This window comes from Acinetobacter sp. YH01003, assembly GCF_013420525.1.
GTDB lineage: Bacteria > Pseudomonadota > Gammaproteobacteria > Pseudomonadales > Moraxellaceae > Acinetobacter > Acinetobacter towneri.
Map to the genome: position 1 here is coordinate 153632 of NZ_VOXY01000001.1, position 22123 is coordinate 175754.

Below are 22123 nucleotides of genomic sequence, written 5' to 3' on the forward strand. Positions count from 1 at the left end.
TATAGATTTTGCTGCAAATATTTAAGAATCTCCGTAAGAAAATAGTAATTTGATTAAAATTAAACAAATTGCACTGTTTTTGCTTAAACTGTGAGCGTTTGTAAATTAAAATACTTGACGATGCAGGGCTAAGTTTAGATAATGCGCACACAGTTTATGGCTATGTAGCTCAGTTGGTTAGAGCACCGCACTCATAATGCGGGGGTCACAGGTTCAAGTCCCGTCATAGCCACCATTTTTATAGACTAAGCTCTCAGCTTGGTCTTTTTTTATGTCAAAATTTTAGGCTACTTTTTGCAGCATTGGTTTAATGGCAGGTACAAAAAAACCAAGCCGTAGCTTGGTTTTTTATATCTTTGTTTAAGCAATGCTTTAGCGTTAAATCCCTGCTTTCCAACCATTGACGAGCGGATAGCGACGTTCACGACCAAAAGCGCGTGAACTAATACGTGGTCCTAATGCACCTTGGCGACGCTTGTACTCGTTGCGATCAACCAATTGAATGACTTTCTCGACCATCGCGCGTTCAAAGCCTTTGCCAATGATATCTTCTTGGCTCTGATCTTCTTCAATATACGCATACAAAATCGCATCGAGCACTTCGTATGGTGGTAAAGAATCTTGGTCTTTTTGGTCAGGACGTAATTCTGCTGAAGGTGGGCGCGTGATCACACGCTCAGGAATCACAGGAGTATCGGCAATACTGTTACGGTATTTAGCCAGTTCAAACACAATGGTTTTGTACACATCTTTGAGTACCGCATAACCACCGACCATATCGCCATAAAGCGTGCAATAGCCAACTGCTAACTCAGATTTGTTACCTGTAGAAAGCACGAGGTTACCAAACTTATTCGACAGACCCATTAAGATTGTGCCGCGGGCACGGGCTTGTAGATTTTCTTCTGTGGTATCGCTAGGGCTGTTACCAAAGAAAGGATACAGCGTTTGCATAAAGCTATTTACGATCGGGTGAATTTCGGCAATACCAAAAGTCACGCCTAAAGTTTTGGCTTGCTCTGCAGCATCTTCCACACTAATTTGCGCGGTATAAGTGTACGGCATCATTACCGCTTGTACCTTATCTGCACCAATTGCATCAACCGCAATAGCAAGAGTGAGCGCTGAATCAATTCCGCCCGACAAGCCAAGAATTACACCAGGGAAGCCAGAGCGTTGCACGTAGTCACGGGTTGCGAGCACTAAACCTTGATAGATTTCTGCAAGGGTGTCTAAAGCTGGGCTAATTTCGGCAGTTTTAAAGTGCTTCTGTGCAGCGTCATATTCTGCGTAGAATAAACCTTCTTGGTAGGTTGGGGCTTGTAATGCAACATTGCCTGCTTGGTTAATCACAAAGCTCGTACCATCGAAGATTAAATCATCTTGACCGCCAACTTGGTTTACATACACCACATTGAGATGTAATTGTTTTGCCAGTTCGGTCATGGTCTGTACACGATGCTGCGGTTTACCCACTTCATAAGGCGATGCGTTCAAGACCAATGCAGTTTCTACATTCAACTGTGCCAATTGCTGCACGGTTGGCAAAGACCATAAATCTTCGCAAATCAAAACGCCAAATTTATGACCAAGGTATTCAAAAACTAAGTGTTGATGACCTTCATCAAAATAGCGTTTTTCATCAAATACAGCATAATTTGGTAAATTTTGCTTGTTGTAAATACCTAAGATGTTGCCATCTTTCATGACGGCAGCCGAATTAAAGCGCTGACCATCTTCAGTTTCATTGACAAAGCCGAAAACTAAAACAATATCTTTAATTTCACGTAATTGTTCAAATGCTTGTTGTGTGCGTTGATTCAAGCTTGGGCGCAGTAATAAATCTTCTGCAGGGTAGCCCAAAATTGAAAGTTCAGGAAAAATAATCAAATCTGCATGTTGTTTTTTCGCTTCATTTGCTTGTTCAAGCATTTTTTGCGCGTTTGCTTCGAGATTGCCAATGTGTGGAGAGAACTGTGCAAGGGCAATTTTAAAAGATTTCATTTAAATTAAGTCCTATTCCTATAGGTGTAGAATACACGTAAGTGGCTGATGATTATTGTTATAAAAATTTCAGCGCAGTGTATTGTGGATTAAACGACTGCCGAAAGGCACAAATAAAAACCATTTATTATCTAACAGATAAAGATCTTATTTTGCAGTGCAAAAATGGAGACTTTTGCTATTTTATCTTAATTTAGAATAGATGCTAGCATCGAATACACTTTATTGTCTTGTCTGCAAGAATATCATTGAAATGTGACAGAATTTTTATGCTATTTATTTGAAAAGCATTATATTTTTAGGTTGTATGATGCATGTGTTTTTCGTGAAATAAGCATGTACCAAGATGAGTGAGCTAAGTCGAGCGGTGCGGGCTGTTTAAAATAATATTGTCTATTTTTTTAAGAAAAATATCTTTGGCAATTTCACCTTGTTGCTCAATGTTGTAAGCAAAAAAAGGTTTCGCTTCAATTAAGCGATAATGATATGGATTGTAACGCTTAAAACTCAAAAAATACGCGGTTTGCAATACCGCACCACGCAGTAAGACATTGATGTGATGTTGATGCTGTAAAATGTGCGCCATCTCATGAATAAAGATCGCTTGATAGCCACGGTGTGCTTGGCTGTAGTCGGCTAGATAATGCCGATTACGCACATGAATATAGCCACAGGGTGCCATAAAAATGTGCTGTGGCTGCCAAGGCAAATAAGGGTGATTCATGACTTTGACTTGGCTGTAGTCAATCAGATTGCCAAATACAGATTGGCACAACTGTATTTCCATTGCAGTTAAGCTACGACATCTAAACTGATCTAGTTTGAGCAGTCGCATCAATAAGCTGAGAATGAATAAATGCAGTTGTAGCATAGAAATGAGTTGTAAGTAGCTGACATCAAAAATATAGCCTAAATCTGCAATGATCTAAATTTTATTTTGTGGCTTGGTGGTTGTTTGGAATAAGTAAAGCAGTAACGAGTTTTATCGGCTAAATAAAAGCAATAAAAAACCACCCGAAGGTGGTTTTTTTGTCGTGTCGTTTTACACGCTACAACGCAGACCGAATTAACGGTTGATGTCGCGTTGAGTGTGGCCAGTGTAAAGCTGACGAGGACGACCGATTTTGTAAGGACCGCTGTGCATTTCTAACCAGTGGCTGATCCAACCAACTGTACGTGCAAGTGCGAAAATTACAGTAAACATTTCTGTTGGGATACCAATCGCTTTAAGGATGATACCTGAGTAGAAGTCTACGTTAGGGTATAAGTTACGCTTGATGAAGTATTCATCAGATAACGCAATACGCTCAAGTTCCATTGCAAGTGCAAGTTGTGGATCGTTGATACCTAAGTCGTTAAGAACTTCGTCACAAGTTTGCTTCATTACTGTTGCACGTGGGTCGAAGTTTTTATAAACGCGGTGACCGAAGCCCATAAGCTTCACTTCTTTAGTCTTCACTTTTTCCATGAAGTCTGCAACGTTTTCTACAGAGCCGATTTCATCAAGCATCTTAAGAACAGCTTCGTTCGCACCACCGTGAGCAGGACCCCAAAGTGCAGAAATACCTGCAGAGATACATGCGTATGGGTTAGCGCCAGTAGAACCAGCTAAACGTACAGTTGAAGTGGACGCGTTTTGTTCGTGGTCAGCGTGAAGCGTGAAAATACGATCCATAGCGCGTGCATGAACAGGGTTAACTTTGTAGTCACGGTCTGCTGGTGTAGCAAACATCATGTACAAGAAGTTTTCTGCGTAGCTTAAGTCGTTACGTGGGTAAACGAATGGTTGACCAACTGTGTACTTGTAGCTCCAAGCCGCTAAAGTAGGAATCTTCGCGATTAAACGAATCGCTGTGATTTCACGGTGGTTAACATCTTCGATGTCTAAGTTGTTGTGATAGAACGCAGATAACGCACCAACAACACCTACCATGATTGCCATAGGGTGAGCGTCACGACGGAAACCGTTATAGAAACGTTTTACTTGGTCGTGAACCATAGTGTGGTTGCGAACTTTAGCGTCAAAATCAGCTTTTTGTTCTGCAGTTGGAAGCTCACCATTTAATAATAAGTAGCAAGTTTCTAAGTAGTCAGCTTTAGTCGCTAATTGGTCAATTGGGTAACCACGGTGTAAAAGAATACCTTTGTTACCGTCAATGAACGTAATTTTAGACTCGCAAGACGCTGTTGCCATAAAACCAGGATCAAAAGTAAAGTGACCTGCCGCCAACACATCCTTAACGTCAATTACATCTGGGCCTAATGTGCCGCTGTAAATTGGTAATTCAATTTCTTTTCCATCAAGCTGTAATACGGCTTTTTTGCCAGTTGCTTCAGACATTCAATAGATCTCCTGTCCTGGTGAATGTTGATCTGACTCGAAGTATCAATCTTTTAATGCGCAAGTCAGACGGATTAAAAATTAGCTCTAAGATTAGAGAGTACTGAAATTTTGTCAATTATACTTATGGATTAAGCAGACGACTGTTTATAGAAAAAGTCGAAAAAATTCCAGTAAAAAAATCAATAAAATCACAGCACAGCCGCCGTATCATAAGTCAAAATTTGTCGGATGTGCAGAAAAAAATCATCAATACGGATTAATTGTAAGCAATTTTAAATGCTGGTTTTGGTGTGCTATTTCTTTGGCAGGATTCAGTCCAATACTTAAATTTATCTAATTCTCATAACTTACACGTTTTTATATACACGGTAGGGTAGTCAGATTAGTTGGAATAGGCAGTGAGTCTGGTATTTAAATTCGATATTGATTGATCAAAAAATGACTGATTAAACTCCTGAAAATAGCCATAACCCATCATATTTTGATTAAGAAATGACGAAATCTTTGTTAATAAAGTGTGGTTTTGTGCCCATACAGATACAGAAAATACTGGATAAGTCATTCATTCGCATGATGATTGTCATTTTTAATATTTATTTGGGTGTTGTGTTTAAAGTAAATATAAGTTGTATAAATAGATTGAGGTATGTGCCGTCATTAAAGTTTAATCCATGATCAGGTGTACCTTGACCAAAGCAAAGTGATGGGCTGTCTGGATCTAAGAGTCTTGTGTTGTGGTTGTAAATTGCTGCAACGAAGTAGAGTGCATACATATATAGCGCTACATACTTATATATAAGTATGTGAAAACCCAAAGAACATCAGAAAAACAAAGTACAAATTTATCTTTAGTCTAAATATTCTAAAGCTGTTTATTGTGTCATTAAGAATTTTTATTTTAATAATTGATTGAAAAAACATGGGTTTATGTTTGCTTGTGTGGCTATTGATGGCGAGTGGTTTGCTTTTATACTTGTTAATGATTCTTATTTAAAGGGTTTTTAGCCAAAAAGCCGAGTAGAGTTGTTTGTATTTTAACAGTTGACGTTTTATAATTCAGTGTCGTTTTAAGGTTAGGCATGAATTTGCCTAACAATGCCAGCTTTCCTTCGAATTTATTCCAACAAACTCCGGATGGAGTTTTTACTTACAGGATGCCCGCTGTGAAAAGCAACAGACCTGTCAATTTGTCCATGGGTCAAGTTTTAGAAGTAAACTTAAAATCGCCCGTGGCTATTGCATCAATTCTACACCGTCTTTCTGGTGTCATCGTATTTTTACTCGTACCGGTACTTTTATGGTTGTTAGACAAGTCTTTGTCTTCACCTGAAGGTTTTGCTCAAGTTCAAGAAATTTTTAACGGTTTCTTTGTGCGCTTTATCGTATGGGTATTTGTAGCCGGCTTAATCTATCACTTCATTGCTGGTGTTAAGCACTTACTTGCTGACCTTGGTTTTGCAGAAGAACTGCAAAGTGGTCGCATTGCAGCTACTATTTCATTGATCTTGTCTGCTATCGGTATCGTTGCAGCATTTGTATGGATTGTAATCTAATGAAAAGTGCTACAGGTTTAACGGGTTCAGGTTCTCGCGATTGGTTTATCCAACGTATTAGTGCTGTTGTTCTTGCTGTTTATACCGTTGTGGTATTTGGTTGGATTCTTCTTAACGGTGGATTCAACTTTGAACAGTGGTACGGCTTTATGATGACATTACCAATGAAGATTATGTCTTTATTGGCAGTCTTATCTCTTGTTGCACATGCTTGGATCGGTATGTGGCAAGTATTCACTGACTATGTGACTACTCGTCAAATGGGTCCTTCAGCTTCAGGTTTACGCCTAGTGCTGACTTCAGCAGTGATTATTGCTGTTTTTGCATACGCAATCTGGGCAATCCAGATTTTCTGGGCGAATTGATAGGAAAATATCATGGGCGCGATTAACCCTAAAGAAGATTATACAAATATTCCACACCAATTCTTTGACGCAGTCATCGTTGGTGGTGGTGGTTCAGGTATGCGTGCATCTTACCAACTTGCTCAAGCAGGTTTGAAAGTTGCGGTATTGACCAAAGTATTCCCTACACGTTCACACACTGTTGCAGCGCAAGGTGGTATTGGTGCATCTCTTGGTAATATGCAAGAAGATAACTGGCACTACCACTTTTATGACACAGTAAAAGGTTCTGACTGGTTGGGCGACCAAGACGCGATTGAATTCATGACGCGTGAAGCGCCACAAGTGGTTTATGAATTAGAACACTTGGGTATGCCATTTGACCGTAACGCAGACGGTACAATTTACCAACGTCCATTCGGTGGTCACTCTGCAAACTACGGTGAAAAAGCAGTTCCACGTGCATGTGCTGCAGCTGACCGTACAGGTCACGCACTTCTTCACACGCTTTATCAAAGCAACGTGAAAATGGGCACTCAATTCTTCGTAGAATGGATTGCTCTTGATTTGATCCGTAACGAAGCTGGCGATGTACTAGGTGTGACTGCAATTGACCAAGAAACAGGTAAAATTGCAGTATTCCAAGCGAAAGCGACATTGTTTGCTACAGGTGGTGCAGGTCGTGTGTACCGTGCATCTACAAACGCATATATCAATACTGGTGACGGTCTTGGTATGGCTGCGCGTGCAGGTATTCCATTACAAGATATGGAATTCTGGCAGTTCCACCCAACAGGTGTTGCGGGCGCGGGCGTATTGTTAACGGAAGGCTGTCGTGGTGAGGGTGGTATCCTTCGTAACGATTCAGGCGAGCCGTTCATGGAGCGTTATGCACCAACTTTGAAAGACTTGGCGCCACGTGACTTCGTATCACGTTCTATGGACCAAGAAATTAAAGAAGGTCGTGGTTGTGGTCCAAACAAAGACTACATCTTGCTTGATATGACGCACTTGGGTGCAGACACAATCATGAAGCGTCTTCCATCTGTATTTGAGATTGGTAAGAAATTCGCGAACGTTGACTGTACTAAAGAGCCAATTCCTGTTGTTCCTACAATCCATTACCAAATGGGTGGTATTCCAACAAATATTCATGGTCAAGTGGTTGTTCCAGAAAGCCGTGAAACTCAAGAGTTGATTGCGAACTACAACGCAGAAACTGATACATATACAACCAACGCGGGTGACCGTGACTTTGCTAAACCAGTAAAAGGTTTCTATGCAATTGGTGAGTGTTCATGTGTATCTGTACACGGTGCAAACCGTTTAGGTACAAACTCATTGCTTGACTTGGTTGTATTTGGTAAGGCTGCTGGTCAACACATCATTGAGTATGTGACTAAGCAACATGATGGTGAGTACGAACCACTTCCAACAACTGTACTTGAAAATACTGTGAACCGTATTCGTAAACTTGACGAATCGACTTCAGGTGAAAACGCTCAAGAAGTTGCTGATGCAATTCGTAACATCGTTCAAGACCACGCAGGTGTATTCCGTACTTCAGCATTGCTTGATGAAGGTGTGAAACAAATTCTTGCGCTTGAGCCACGTGTTCGCAACATTCATTTGAAAGACAAATCTAAAGTATTCAACACTGCACGTGTAGAAGCATTAGAAGTTGAAAACTTGTATGAAGTTGCTAAAGCGACACTAATCTCAGCTGCTGCACGTAAAGAATGTCGTGGTGCGCATACGGTTGTAGACTTTGAGTTACCACCAGATCACCCAACTTATTCTTATGGTCGTCGTGATGATGAGTGGATGAAGCATACTTTATGGTTCTCTACAGATAACCGTCTTGAGTACAAACCAGTACGTTACAAGCCGCTTACTGTAGCTGCTATTCCACCTAAACCACGTACATTCTAATTGGGAGAAGTAAGATGAGTAGAGGTACTCGTACATTTAATATCTACCGCTACGATCCTGATAAGGATAAAGCACCGTACATGCAAACTTTTAAGCTTGAATTGACTGATAAGCACCGTATGTTGCTTGATGCACTTCTTGAATTGAAGGTACAAGACGAATCTTTGACATTCCGTCGTTCATGTCGTGAAGGTATTTGTGGTTCTGATGGTGTAAACATCAATGGTAAAAATGGTTTAGCGTGTCTTTGGAACCTAAACGATTTACCAGAAGTGATCACAATTCGTCCGCTTCCAGGTCTTCCTGTAATTAAAGACTTGGTTGTAGACATGAATCAGTTCTACGATCAGTATAACAAGATTCATCCGTTCTTGATCAACAACCAACCTGCGCCACCAAAAGAGCGTTTACAATCTCAAGAAGAGCGTGAGCATCTTGATGGTTTGTATGAATGTATTCTTTGTGCATGTTGTTCAACTTCATGCCCATCATTCTGGTGGAACCCAGACAAGTTCTTGGGTCCTTCAGCGTTGTTGAATGCATATCGTTTCATTATCGATTCGCGTGATACTGCAACTCAAGAGCGTTTGGCTCGTCTTGACGATCCATTCTCTTTGTTCCGTTGTAAAGGTATTATGAACTGTGTATCTGTATGTCCTAAAGGCTTGAACCCAACTAAAGCAATCGGTCACATCCGTAACATGCTTTTAGATATGGCTGGCTAATAGACTGCGTGATCAGTTGAGAAAAGCACACCTAGGTGTGCTTTTTTTTGTGCCAAAATTACGATAAAAGTCGTGTGATAAGTTGCTTGTTTTTGATGAGTACGTAAATGAAAAATGTTGCATGCAAAGAAGTGATTAAAAAGTGAGTATTTGATATTTTTTAGGTATAACTGTTGGATAAATAGACAAAAACAGCATTTAGCCGACTAAAGTTGCACACAATTGTAATCCAGTGCTGCTATTTTGTTGTAAAGCATGGGCAAATGCCAAGTTTAGCTGCAATATTTATTTTTAGGTGTTATCATGTAACGTGTAAGTGAGAGGGCAGATTGAGAGATGTGCTCTCTTTTATTTTATCTGAAATAGCGGTGTTGGACTTTGGTCTAAATTGCATCTGTTTTTTAAATAAAGCACCATATGTTAGATGAAAATAGAATCAGTGTATTTCGCCAATTTATAGGAGGTATGTGTCAAAAAAATCAATTGCATTTCTGAGATCATGTTACGATTAACAAATGACTATATCTGAAAAATGTTGAATTTTTGTACATTTTATCAACATTTTAAGTGCAAATGATGTGTTATTAAATCAGGACTATTGCAGAAAAGTCGTATTAGAAAAGCTAAGACTGAGCACTTATTTTTTCTAAAACGATTTTGCAAAAAATTGCTCGGCTTGGGTCGAGTATATAAATGAGTGATGATGCCAATGAGGGCGTTATGATTCATAAATGACATTGGGTTTTCCTAATGTAGTGATAACGCCTCATGACATATGTCAACTGGGGACTAATGTCATGTTACCAATTTGACATTATCAATCATGGGTTTTGCTTAAAAAGCATCCTGGAAAATGTTTTTGCAATAGGAAATGGGTCCACAAATGCAAGAAGTTGCTGACGCACTGCGTCTTGACACTGAACTTTCCGCTGATAGTGCAGCGTATATTGAAGAACTTTACGAGCATTATTTGACGTCACCGGAATCAGTCGGTGCTGATTGGCGCGAATATTTCGATAAATTCCCGAAGGGTGATCAACCACACAGTAATGTACGTGAGCAATTCCTTTTATTAGGTCGTAATTCAAATCGCGTTCAAGCCATTGTTCAAGGTTCAGTGAGTTCTGAACATGAACAACGTCAAATTGGCGTGTTGCAACTGATTGCTGCTTACCGTAACCGTGGTCACCAAAAAGCAAAATTAGATCCACTAGGTTTGGCAAAACGTGAAGACGTGCCAGATCTTGATCTTGCTGCACATGGTTTAACCAAGTCTGATTTAGATACTGTTTTCCATACAGGTAATTTGGAAATTGGTAAGTCTGAAGCAACACTAGGCGAAATGGTTGATGCCATGCAGGCGATCTACTGCGGTTCAATTGGTGCAGAATACATGCACATTGTTGATACCAAAGAAAGACGCTGGATTCAACAACGCTTAGAAAGCGCACGTGGTAAGTTCACATTTACTGCAGATCAAAAGAAACACGTTCTTGAACGCTTAACAGCAGCTGAGGGTCTAGAAAAATATCTAGGTAATAAATACGTTGGTGCGAAACGCTTTGGTGTAGAAGGCGGTGAATCATTTATCCCGATGGTGAATGAAATCATTCAACGTGCGGGTGCTGTTGGCTGTAAAGAAGTCGTGATTGGCATGCCACACCGTGGTCGTTTGAACCTGCTTGTGAACATCATGGGTAAAAACCCTGCAGACCTATTTGGTGAGTTCGAAGGTAAGAGCTTGCATAAAAAAGGTTCTGGCGACGTAAAATATCACCAAGGTTTCTCATCTAACGTGATGACTCCGGGTGGTGAAGTGCACTTGGCACTTGCGTTTAACCCATCGCACTTAGAAATTGTTGGACCTGTGGTTGAAGGTTCTGTACGTGCGCGCCAAGTACGTCGTAAAGACATTGGTGGTGATGATGTATTGCCATTAATCGTTCACGGTGATGCCGCATTTGCAGGTCAAGGTGTTAACCAAGAAACCTTCCAAATGTCACAAACTCGCGGTTATACCGTAGGTGGTACAGTTCACATTGTGATTAACAACCAAGTTGGTTTCACAACATCTGACCCACGTGACGCACGTTCTACTGAATACTGTACTGACATTGCAAAAATGATTCAGGCGCCAATTTTCCACGTGAATGGCGATGATCCTGAAGCGGTGATTTTTGTATCTCAATTGGCACACGATTTCCGTCATACATTCCGTAAAGACGTTGTGATTGATTTGTTCTGCTACCGTCGTCGTGGTCACAACGAAGCGGATGAACCTGCAGCAACTCAGCCAATGATGTATCAAGTGATCAACAAAAAGACCACTACACGTACTTTGTATGCTGACCAATTGGTGCAAGAAGGTGTGTTGGATCGCGCAGCAGCAGATCAAATGATTGAAGATTACCGCGCAGATTTAGAAGCGGGTAATCACGTTGCGAACGCATTGGTACTTGAGCCAAATACTAAAATGTTTGTAGATTGGTCGCCATACTTGGGTCACGACTATACAGACGTTTGGGATACAACTTTCCCTATCGAGCGTTTGAAAGAACTTGGTCAAACCATGCGTAAACTTCCAGAAGGTTTCGTGATGCAGCGCCAAGTTGCCAAAGTGATTGACGATCGCTTGAAAATGCAAACAGGTGAAATGCCACTAAACTGGGGTGCAGCTGAAACTTTAGCTTACGCATCTTTGTTGGATGAGGGTTACCTTGTTCGTTTGACTGGTGAAGACGTTGGTCGTGGTACTTTCTCGCACCGTCATGCAAAACTGCATAACCAAGTCGATGGTAAAACTTATATTCCACTTTGCCACATCAAAGAGAACCAACCACGCGTTGCAATCTACGACTCATTATTGTCTGAAATGGCAGTATTGGCATTTGAATATGGTTATGCGACGACCCTTCCAAAGAGCTTGATTATTTGGGAAGCACAATTCGGTGACTTTGCCAACTGTGCTCAAGTGGTAATCGACCAGTTCATTTCATCTGGCGAAACCAAGTGGGAGCGTGTGTGTGGTTTAACGATGCTTCTTCCACACGGTTTTGAAGGTCAAGGTCCTGAGCACTCATCTGCACGTTTAGAGCGTTTCTTACAGCTTTGTGCGGAAGAAAACATGCAAGTGATGACACCAACAACACCTGCACAGATTTTCCACGCTTTACGTCGTCAGGCGATTCGTCCAATCCGTAAGCCAATGATCATCATGTCGCCGAAGTCTTTACTTCGTCACAAGTTAGCAGTGTCTAACCTTGATGAGCTTGCAACTGGTACATTCCAGACTGTGATTGATGAAATTGACAACATCAACAAATCAGACGTGACGCGTTTGGTATTGTGTGGTGGTAAAGTGTATTACGACTTGCTTGAAAAGCGTCGTGAATTAGAATTGAACAATACTGCAATTGTTCGTATTGAACAGTTGTACCCATATCCAGAACAACGTCTTGCTGAAGTTCTTGCTTCTTATCCAAACGTAAAAGAATTAGTTTGGACTCAAGAAGAGCCGAAGAACCAAGGTGCTTGGTTATTCATCGCGCCACGTTTATATGATGACGTAATGAAAACTGGTAAACAGATTCGCATTAGTTATGCGGGTCGTGAAGCATCTGCAGCACCAGCGTGTGGTTCACCATATTTGCATGCAAAACAACAAGCTCAGCTCATCAATGACGCGCTTGCGATCGTAGCTGAATAACAGGAGATTCGAAGTAATGGCAACCGAAATTAAAGCACCGGTATTTCCAGAGTCAGTTGCAGACGGTACGATTGCAACTTGGCACAAACAACCAGGTGAAGCAGTTTCACGTGATGAAGTGATCTGTGATATTGAAACCGATAAAGTTGTTTTGGAAGTAGTCGCTCCTGCTGATGGCACAATCTCTGCAATCATCAAAAACGAAGGCGATACAGTTCTTTCTGACGAAGTAATTGCTCAATTTGAAGCGGGTGCTGTTTCTGGCGCTGCTCAAACTCAAGCAGTTCAGTCTGAAGCACAAGTAGAGCAAGCTGCGGCGAAAACTGAAGCAGGCGCTGCGCCAGTTGTTGAGCGTGCACAACCAGTTGCTGACCAAGCACCAGCAGTACGTAAAGCGTTGACTGAAACAGGTATCAATGCTGCAGACGTTTCTGGTACAGGTCGTGGTGGTCGTATCACTAAAGAAGATGTTGCAAATCATCAAGCTAAACCTGCTGCTGCAGCTGCGCCATTAAGCGTTGCGGTAGGTGAGCGTATCGAGAAACGTGTTCCTATGACACGTTTACGTAAGCGTGTTGCAGAGCGTTTACTTGCAGCGACTCAAGAAACTGCAATGTTAACAACATTCAACGAAGTGAACATGAAGCCAATCATGGAAATGCGTGCACAATACAAAGACGCATTTGAAAAACGTCATGGTGCACGTTTAGGCTTTATGTCTTTCTTCGTGAAAGCTGCAACTGAAGCATTGAAACGTTACCCAGCAGTAAACGCTTCTATTGATGGCGAAGACATCGTATATCACGGTTACTACGACATCGGTGTAGCGGTTTCTTCTGACCGTGGTTTAGTGGTTCCTGTATTACGTGATACAGACCGCATGAACTACGCTGAAGTAGAAAACGGTATTCGTGACTATGCTTATAAAGCACGTGACGGTAAGCTAGGTATTGAAGATATGACTGGCGGTACATTCACCATTACTAACGGTGGTACTTTCGGTTCATTGTTATCTACACCAATTCTAAACACGCCACAAACTGCAATTTTGGGCATGCACAAAATCCAAGAGCGTCCTATGGCGGTAAATGGTCAAGTTGAAATCTTGCCAATGATGTACTTAGCGCTTTCTTATGACCACCGTTTAATTGATGGTAAAGAAGCTGTAGGTTTCCTTGTAACAATCAAAGAATTGTTAGAAGAGCCAGCTAAACTCATCCTTGACCTTTAATTCTAAAGAATAAATCAGTGGGCTTGGAGCGATCCTCTAAGCCCATTTTTGGAGATAAAAATGTCTCAACAATTTGATCTTGTTGTTATTGGCGGTGGCCCAGGTGGTTATGAAGCGGCAATTCGTGCGGCTCAACTTGGCTTTAAAGTTGCGTGTATCGAAAAACGTATTCACAAAGGTAAACCATCTTTGGGTGGTACATGCTTAAACGTGGGTTGTATCCCATCTAAAGCATTACTCGATTCTTCACATCGTTATGAAGATACGGTTCATCACTTGGCTGATCATGGTATCACTACAGGTGAAGTACAGTTTGACCTTGCGAAGCTATTAGCACGTAAAGACAAAATCGTTGACCAATTAACTGGCGGTATTGATCAGTTATTAAAAGGTAACGGTGTTGAGTGGTTAAAAGGTACGGGTAAATTGCTTGCAGGTAAAAAAGTTGAGTTCGTTTCTCATGAAGGCGAAACTCAAGTTTTAGAGCCTAAGTATGTGATTCTTGCGACTGGTTCAGTTCCTGTAAATATTCCTGTTGCTCCTGTAGATCAAGACATTATTGTTGATTCTACTGGTGCATTAGAATTCCCAGAAGTGCCTAAGCGTTTAGGTGTGATTGGTGCAGGCGTAATTGGTCTTGAACTTGGTTCAGTATGGCGTCGTCTAGGTGCAGAAGTTGTTGTATTTGAAGCAATGGATGCATTCTTACCAATGGCTGACAAAGCTTTGGCAAAAGACTACCAGAAACTATTGACTAAGCAAGGTATGGATATCCGTATCGGTGCGAAAGTTTCAGGTACTGAAGTTAATGGTCGTGAAGTGACTGTTAAATATACCCAAGGCGGCGAAGAAAAAGAACAAACTTTCGATAAATTGATCGTTTGTGTAGGTCGTCGTGCTTATGCTGAAGGTTTATTGGCAGATGACTGCGGTATTAAACTGACTGAACGTGGCTTAGTTGAAGTAAACGATTGGTGTGCAACTTCTGTTGAAGGTGTATATGCAATTGGTGACTTGGTACGTGGTCCAATGCTTGCACACAAAGCAATGGAAGAAGGCGTAATGGCAGTTGAACGTATTCACGGTCATGCTGCACAAGTTAACTATGACACAATCATTTCAGTAATCTACACACACCCTGAAGCGGCGTGGGTTGGTTTAACTGAAGAGCAAGCGAAAGAAAAAGGCCACGAAGTGAAAACTGGTCAATTCGGTTTCGCGGTAAATGGTCGTGCTTTAGCAGCAGGCGAAGGTGCTGGTTTCGTGAAGTTTGTTGCAGATGCAAAAACAGATCGTTTATTGGGTATGCACGTGATTGGACCTGCTGCGTCTGACATCGTTCACCAAGGTATGATTGCACTTGAGTTCGTATCTTCAGTTGAAGATTTACAATTAATGACATTTGGTCACCCAACCTTCTCTGAAGTGGTGCATGAAGCCGCTTTAGCTGTAGATGGGCGTGCGATTCACGCGATTCAGCGTAAACGCAAATAACACTAAAAAGAGCGGCTTAGGCCGCTCTTTTTGCATTTGATGGTTGTATTTATGGGAATAATCATCTAAAAGTAAAGAGCATAGGAAAAACACCACACAAGGAAAGCAATATTAAAACGCAGGTTTGATATTGGTGGTGATAACTGAATAAAAGAAGTAGTAAAAGGTTAGTCAATGAATCTACATGAGTATCAAGCAAAAGCGCTATTAAAAAAATATGGTATGCCAGTACAAGAAGGCATTTTGGCAACTACAGCCGTAGAAGCCGTGCAAGCTTTCGAGCAACTGGGCGGTAAATTTGCGGTGATGAAAGCTCAGGTGCATGCAGGTGGTCGCGGTAAAGCGGGCGGCGTGAAGGTCGTAAAATCTGCACAAGAAGCAGCAGACTATGCCAACCAAATTCTAGGAACACGTTTGGTCACCTATCAAACCGATGCCTATGGTCAGCCTGTAAACAGTATTTTAGTGGCTGAAGATGTTTATCCTGTAGAGCGTGAACTGTACTTGGGTGCAGTGGTAGATCGTTCTAGCCGTCGCGTCACTTTTATGGCCTCTACCGAAGGTGGTGTTGAAATTGAGAAAGTGGCAGAAGAAACCCCAGAAAAAATTATTAAAGTAGAAGTTGATCCTTTGGTGGGATTATTGCCATTTCAAGCACGTGAAGTGGCCTTTGCATTAAAACTCAAAGACAGTCAAATCACGCAGTTTGTGAAGATTATGACAGCGGCTTATCAGGCATTTATCGACAATGATTTTGCCTTATTTGAAATTAACCCATTGTCTGTACGTGAAAATGGCGACATTTTATGTGTCGATGCCAAAGTCGGTATTGATTCCAATGCGCTGTATCGTTTGCCTGAAGTCTTGGCACTGCGCGATAAAACACAAGAAAATGAACGTGAATTGCGTGCATCAGAATTTGACCTGAACTATGTTGCTTTAGAAGGTAATATCGGTTGTATGGTGAATGGTGCAGGTTTAGCGATGGCGACTATGGATATTATTAAACTCTATGGTGGTCAGCCTGCGAACTTCTTGGATGTAGGTGGTGGTGCAACCAAAGAACGCGTAATTGAAGCCTTTAAAATTATTTTGGCAGATCACTCGGTTAAAGGCGTACTGATTAATATTTTTGGTGGAATTGTACGTTGTGACATGATTGCGGAAGCAATTATTGCAGCGGTTCAGGAAGTAAATGTGACGGTACCTGTAGTGGTTCGCCTAGAAGGGAACAACTCGGAACTTGGTGCAAAATTACTCGATGAATCAGGATTAAAACTTATTTCTGCAAACGGCTTGTCTGATGCCGCAGAAAAAATTGTTGCTGCAGTGAAAGCTTAAGGAGAATCAGGATGAGCGTATTAATTAATAAAGACACCAAAGTATTGGTACAAGGTTTCACTGGTAAAAATGGTACTTTTCACTCAGCACAAGCACTTGATTATGGAACTAAAGTGGTGGGTGGGGTAACGCCAGGAAAAGGTGGTCAAACCCATTTGGAATTACCTGTATTTAACACCATGAAAGAAGCTGTACGTGAAACAGGTGCAGATGCATCGGTGATTTATGTGCCTGCACCGTTTGTTTTAGATTCGATTGTAGAAGCAGTCGATTCTGGAGTAGGTTTGATTGTGGTGATTACGGAAGGTGTGCCAACCATCGACATGCTCAAAGCCAAGCGTTATTTAGAAACCAATGGCAATGGTACACGTTTGGTGGGACCAAACTGCCCAGGTGTGATTACACCAGGTGAATGTAAAATTGGCATCATGCCAGGGCATATTCATCAACCAGGACGAATTGGCATTATTTCACGTTCAGGTACTTTGACCTATGAAGCTGTGGCACAAACCACCAAATTAGGCTTAGGGCAATCGACCTGTATCGGGATTGGTGGTGACCCGATTCCAGGTATGAACCAAATTGATGCTTTAAAACTGTTCCAAGACGACCCAGATACCGATGCGATTATTATGATTGGTGAAATTGGTGGTACAGCAGAAGAAGAGGCTGCGGAATATATCCAGTCGAATGTCAGCAAACCTGTGGTGGGTTATATTGCAGGAGTGACGGCACCTAAAGGTAAGCGTATGGGACATGCGGGTGCAATTATTTCAGGCGGTAAAGGCACTGCGGAAGAAAAATTTGCAGCCTTTGAGCGTGCTGGAATTGCTTATACGCGTAGCCCTGCAGAACTGGGTTCTACCATGTGGCAAGTCTTAAAAGATCAGGATTTGCTTAAATAAGTCAAATTTTGAAGAGCTTGATTTTATTCTGCGCTCAATCCCCAATATTGGGGATTTTTTTATGCTGAAAAATTAGCCATACTTAAAAGATAAAGTATTTGTTATGAGTTGATTTGGTATAAATTGTGTGAGCAGGTAACATTTTGCCAAAAGTGTTGCTATCAAAGATGGGCATAATATTGCGAAATATTTCACATTAATTACATTTTGTGTGCGGAGTAGCGCGTGTTAACAAGAAGAAAGAAATTTTCAATCTATTATGTGTCTGCATTATCTTGCATGTCACTGTTTCCAACGGTTTATGCGCAAGAGAGTGTGGATCAACTGCGTGAACAAAGCATTCTTGCGATACGTTCAGGGCAAATTGATGCTGGCTTTCAGCAACTTGAGTCCTTGCTGCAGCAATATCCACAAAATCAAAAGCTTTTAGCAGATTATATTGTAACTGCGTATAGTCACAATAAAATTGGTCTGCATCAGCTGCCATACTTGAACGCTATTCAGGCAGCACAATTTCCTGAATATGGGCAAGTGAGCGCGATTAAAACTTTGCGTGATTTAAAACAATATCCTGCCGCTTTGGCGTTGGTGCAACAGTTTCAACAGTTGAAACCTGCTGAGTCTTGGCAAGTTTGGCGTGCAGTATTACATGCAGAATCTAGTCAAATTGAACAAGCCCGTCAAGACGTGAAAAGTATCCATCTAGCTACGCTAAGTGCAGATTATTTAGCACAATTGTCTTATGTTTACAGACTCTTAGAAATGCCAGTCGAAGCCTTACAAGCAGCAGAGGCATCTTTGGCGAAACAGGTGACCAGCAACGCGCAAGAACAATATGTTTTAGCACTTATGCTGAATGGGGACTCCCCACGTGCTGAAGCTTATATGCAAGAACATCAACTGAATCAAAGTAATTTAGTATTTACTGCAAAATTACAAGAACTTTCACAGAAAATTTTAAATGCAGTGCAGTTCTATAAATCTGCCAGTTATCGGAATGAGGGCGAAAAAGCCTTTTATCCTTTAGATGCTGTATTGGCAGAAATGAAAGCCTTATCTGCGGAACTGCCAGAACAAGCAGATTTACAACGCCGCTTTTATTATGAATATATCTATGCGCTAAATCAGCGTAATCGCTCTAAAGAAGTGTTGCTTGCAGTTCAACAGCTCAACATGAATCCGCAAGAGATGCCAGCTTATGTACGTCATGCCATTGCCGATGCATATTTGAAACTGCAACAACCTGCTAAGGCTGAACCGCTGTATTTGAGTTTGTTTAAAGAAAAGAATTATGTCGATTATTCGGTATACGCAGGTTTGTATTATGCCTATATCGAGCAGGAAAAATTTAAACAGGCCAATCAGCTGATTCAAGAGATGGATAAAACGCTGCCGACCTTTAGTTATAGTGATGCCAAAGGTGTAGAGCGAACCACACATTCAGATCGTTTGGAATATTTGAGTTTGAAAGGTTTGAATTATGCCTATCGAAATCAACATGCCAAAGCCGAGCAGTATTTTCAAGATTTGGTTGAACATGCACCTAGCAATGTCGCTTTCCAAAATAATTTGGCACTCATTCAGCGTTGGCGTGAAAAACCTTTAGATGCCGAACACACGGTTTCTCAATGGAACGGCATGACGCCAATTAGCCAAACCACGCAAATCAATCAGATGCAAAATGCACAGATGTTGGGTGAAATTGAGCGTTGGCGTGCCATTAATCAATATTTATACCAAACCGTACCTGATGATACTGCGGTGCAACGTAGCCGCAAAGAGTTGAATGATCGGGAACATTTTTCGATTCAGCATTCAAGTACTTGGTCGGAAAGTAAGTCTGATCAACAACAACTTTTAAATCAGCTTAAAGGCAGCAATGAACAGAATCATTGGACGCGTCTTAATAGTCCGTGGATGAATGATCATTATCGTCTGTTTGCCGATCATGCTTATCGCTGGTCAAAATACCAAGAAGGGAAAATAGATGATCAGCGAGTTGGTTTAGGTTTAGAGTGGAACAAGCAACGTAAAGCAGCCAGCATTTTGTTGTCAGATAGTGTGGACGATAGCCGTTTTGGCGTTGAACTCGATTGGACGCATGCCTTAAATGATCATTGGCAATATCGTCTTAATTTTAATACGCAGGCAAATATTCCCTTACAAGCTATTCGGGATGGTTACGAGGGCGAGTCGTATTTGGTTGGTTTGAACTGGCAACAGAATGAATCACGCAAAGCAGGCTGGCAATACCAATTGACGGATATTGATGATGGCAATACACGCCATGAAACATCGGCATTTTTTAGCCAGCGAATTTATTCAGCTCCGCATCATTTAACCACAGCAACTGTTGCAGGTTATTACGGTCAAAACGATAACATTGCGACCAATTATTTTAACCCTGAACGAAGCCACAGTCTTGAATTGCGCTTAGCGCACGATTGGATGACGTGGCGTAATTATGAGCATCATTTGAATCAGCGTTTTGAAGCGACTGTCGGTACCTATCAACAAAAAGGTTATTCAAATGATCCGATTTATAACTTTTTTTATGGACATGAATGGCAACTTTCCAGAACTTGGAAGTTGAATTATGGAGTGGGGTGGGGAGTACATCCTTACGATGGTGAGGATGAAGAAAAAACCTATGCAGTTTTAGGTTTTGAGGGACGCTTCTAATGAAAAAACAAATCAGTATTTTAAGTGCAATGTGTCTGGCATTGCTCAGTGGTGGCGCAGCTTCGGCATTTGCTAATAGTGCAACACAGCCTCAACCCAATGCAACTGACGCAGCTGCAACCAATATAGACAACCAACAAGCTTATTCGTTTGTCACCCTGACTTTTCACGATGTCCGTGATGATGTCAAAAAAAGAGGTGATCGTGATGTGTATGCGGTAAGCACCAAAAATTTTGCCCAATTTTTAGCGTGGATTAAGAAAAATGGCTGGCAGCCAATTCGTTTAGAAGATGTATGGCAAGCGCGTCAGTTTAAAAAACCGTTGCCTGAAAAAGCCGTATTAATTACGGTAGATGACGGTGCGCTCAGCAGCTATACCAAAATTTTCCCATTGCTCAAGCTGTACCAAGTGCCTGCGGTTTTTGCCATTCCAACCAGTTGGATTAATGGTAATACCCAAGCTGCCTATGAGGCTTATGGTTCTGGCAACTTAATGAACTGGGATCAGATGCGTGAAATTCAGCGCTCTGGTTTGGTCGAGTTTGTGTCGCACAGTGACAACTTACACTATGGTATTTTGTCGAATCCGCAACAAAATAAGCAGCCTGCGGCAATTGCGCGTTTGTATGATGAAAAAACCCAAAGCTATGAAAGCGACGCAGCATATAAGCAACGTATTCTGGCAGATTTAAAACGCTCTAAACAGGTACTGGAAAAAGAATTAGGTGTAGAAAGCCGAGCAATTTTCTGGCCTTACGGTGCAGCGAGTAAAGAAACCGAAGATATTGCAATAGAAGCTGGTTTTCCAATGTCATTCAGTTTGGGGAGTGTTTTGACCCTCGCTGATGCAGAAAAGACCTATCAACGCGCCTTGATTATGGATAACCCAACGCCAGAAGTGATTCATGAAGGCATGCGTGAATTTTTAACTTATACCCGTGCGCCGTATAAGCAACGCAAAAGTATTTTACGCTATGACTTGGCCGATATGGCTGCTGTAAGTTATGACCAAGCCGATCAAAAACTGGGGCAGCTTTTAAATCAGGTCAATGCACTTAAAACCAATACCTTGTTATTAAAAGTGGTAGCAGACAGCAATGCCGATGGCAAGGTGGATGTTGCGTATTTTCCAAACCGCCAACTGAAAATGCAGCAGGATTTACTCAACCGTACCGTGTGGCAAGCACGCACACGGGTTGGGCATCGCGTATATGCCGAGTTACCGCTCAGTTTGCAAACCCAACAGGGCTATAGCTTGGCAGACTTCACTACAGATTTGGTGAAAAATAATAGCTCGATTGAAGGTTTAATGTTAGATACAGGCTCTAGTCTGAATTGTGCTTTGGCGCAAGAGAAATGGACAGCAGAATGCCAAGCCGCTGTGCAGCAGATTATCGACATTAAAAACCAGACTAAAAAAGCGGCTAAATATTACACCAATATCAGTAACAACTACCAAACAGCTTTAAAAGTAGATGGTAACCAAACCTCATTTAAAGGCTTAAAACAAGTGGTTCAGCTGATTCCAGATCATGCCGATTTTATCTATATCAGCATTGATCCTGTTCAAGCTGCATCGCATTTTTCAGACCTCAAACATGCAATTGCGCATTTGAATGAACAAGAAAGACAGCATTTGATGGTGACTTTTGAAGTGAATCCTCAAGCGACTGCGCATCAATGGCAGCATTATCAAAATGCTTATGCTGCGCTCAGACAGTTGTCTATACAGAAATTAGGAGTAGAAAATTACCATTTGAATATGGGAGAGCAGGTTCATCAACACCTTTATGCGCCGCTCAGTTTAAACGAAAGCCCTTTGGAATATCGCGACCTATTCCAGACCAGAACAGGACGTTGA

General features: G+C 41.5%; 14 protein-coding genes and 1 tRNA gene. 12 read left to right on the plus strand and 3 right to left on the minus strand.

Going from position 1 to position 22123, the window contains the following annotated elements; translation table 11 throughout:
- Window positions 1-158: 158 nt before the first annotated feature.
- Window positions 159-235 (plus strand) — tRNA-Met (locus FTT70_RS00790).
- Window positions 236-378: 143 nt separating this feature from the next.
- Here FTT70_RS00790 and FTT70_RS00795 read toward each other — a convergent pair.
- The 3 genes from FTT70_RS00795 to gltA form a co-directional block, all read right to left on the minus strand.
- Window positions 379-2004, minus strand: coding sequence for an NAD+ synthase (locus FTT70_RS00795; RefSeq protein ID WP_167845846.1), 1626 nt, complete (start codon window positions 2002-2004; stop codon window positions 379-381).
- A 355-nt stretch (window positions 2005-2359) separates the two neighbouring features.
- Complete coding sequence (locus tag FTT70_RS00800) at window positions 2360-2875, minus strand: hypothetical protein (protein ID WP_004972203.1); 516 nt, start codon at window positions 2873-2875, stop codon at window positions 2360-2362.
- Window positions 2876-3070: 195 nt separating this feature from the next.
- A complete protein-coding gene (gltA, locus tag FTT70_RS00805; protein ID WP_180168178.1) occupies window positions 3071-4345 on the minus strand; it encodes a citrate synthase in 1275 nt (424 codons plus the stop codon).
- 1157 nt (window positions 4346-5502) lie between these two features.
- Here gltA and sdhC point away from each other — a divergent pair.
- The 11 genes from sdhC to pgaB all read left to right on the plus strand — a co-directional run bounded on the left by sdhC (window position 5503) and on the right by pgaB (window position 22123).
- Window positions 5503-5901 carry a succinate dehydrogenase, cytochrome b556 subunit gene (gene sdhC / locus FTT70_RS00810; protein ID WP_026438062.1) on the plus strand — a complete coding sequence of 133 codons (399 nt, stop codon included), beginning with the start codon at window positions 5503-5505 and terminating at the stop codon, window positions 5899-5901.
- Window positions 5901-6266, plus strand: a complete 366-nt coding sequence (gene sdhD / locus FTT70_RS00815; protein WP_004972200.1) for a succinate dehydrogenase, hydrophobic membrane anchor protein — start codon at window positions 5901-5903, stop codon at window positions 6264-6266. Before sdhC ends, sdhD begins: the two co-directional genes overlap by 1 nt.
- Window positions 6267-6278: 12 nt before the next feature.
- Complete coding sequence (sdhA, locus tag FTT70_RS00820) at window positions 6279-8177, plus strand: succinate dehydrogenase flavoprotein subunit (RefSeq protein ID WP_180168179.1); 1899 nt, start codon at window positions 6279-6281, stop codon at window positions 8175-8177.
- 14 nt (window positions 8178-8191) lie between these two features.
- A complete protein-coding gene (locus FTT70_RS00825) occupies window positions 8192-8902 on the plus strand; it encodes a succinate dehydrogenase iron-sulfur subunit (protein ID WP_004972196.1) in 711 nt (236 codons plus the stop codon).
- Window positions 8903-9785: 883 nt separating this feature from the next.
- On the plus strand, window positions 9786-12608 hold the full coding sequence (locus FTT70_RS00830; RefSeq protein WP_096901045.1) for a 2-oxoglutarate dehydrogenase E1 component: 2823 nt from the start codon (window positions 9786-9788) through the stop codon (window positions 12606-12608).
- 16 nt (window positions 12609-12624) lie between these two features.
- A complete protein-coding gene (gene odhB / locus FTT70_RS00835; RefSeq protein ID WP_004972191.1) occupies window positions 12625-13839 on the plus strand; it encodes a 2-oxoglutarate dehydrogenase complex dihydrolipoyllysine-residue succinyltransferase in 1215 nt (404 codons plus the stop codon).
- A 60-nt stretch (window positions 13840-13899) separates the two neighbouring features.
- Window positions 13900-15333 carry a dihydrolipoyl dehydrogenase gene (gene lpdA, locus FTT70_RS00840; protein WP_131260672.1) on the plus strand — a complete coding sequence of 478 codons (1434 nt, stop codon included), beginning with the start codon at window positions 13900-13902 and terminating at the stop codon, window positions 15331-15333.
- Window positions 15334-15507: 174 nt separating this feature from the next.
- On the plus strand, window positions 15508-16674 hold the full coding sequence (sucC, locus tag FTT70_RS00845; RefSeq protein ID WP_070153939.1) for an ADP-forming succinate--CoA ligase subunit beta: 1167 nt from the start codon (window positions 15508-15510) through the stop codon (window positions 16672-16674).
- An 11-nt stretch (window positions 16675-16685) separates the two neighbouring features.
- On the plus strand, window positions 16686-17579 hold the full coding sequence (gene sucD / locus FTT70_RS00850) for a succinate--CoA ligase subunit alpha (protein WP_004972185.1): 894 nt from the start codon (window positions 16686-16688) through the stop codon (window positions 17577-17579).
- Between the two features lie 279 nt (window positions 17580-17858).
- Window positions 17859-20261 (plus strand): poly-beta-1,6 N-acetyl-D-glucosamine export porin PgaA, encoded by a 2403-nt coding sequence (gene pgaA, locus FTT70_RS00855; protein WP_180095968.1) that lies wholly within the window; start codon window positions 17859-17861, stop codon window positions 20259-20261.
- Window positions 20261-22123, plus strand: a complete 1863-nt coding sequence (pgaB, locus tag FTT70_RS00860) for a poly-beta-1,6-N-acetyl-D-glucosamine N-deacetylase PgaB (RefSeq protein ID WP_180043615.1) — start codon at window positions 20261-20263, stop codon at window positions 22121-22123. Before pgaA ends, pgaB begins: the two co-directional genes overlap by 1 nt.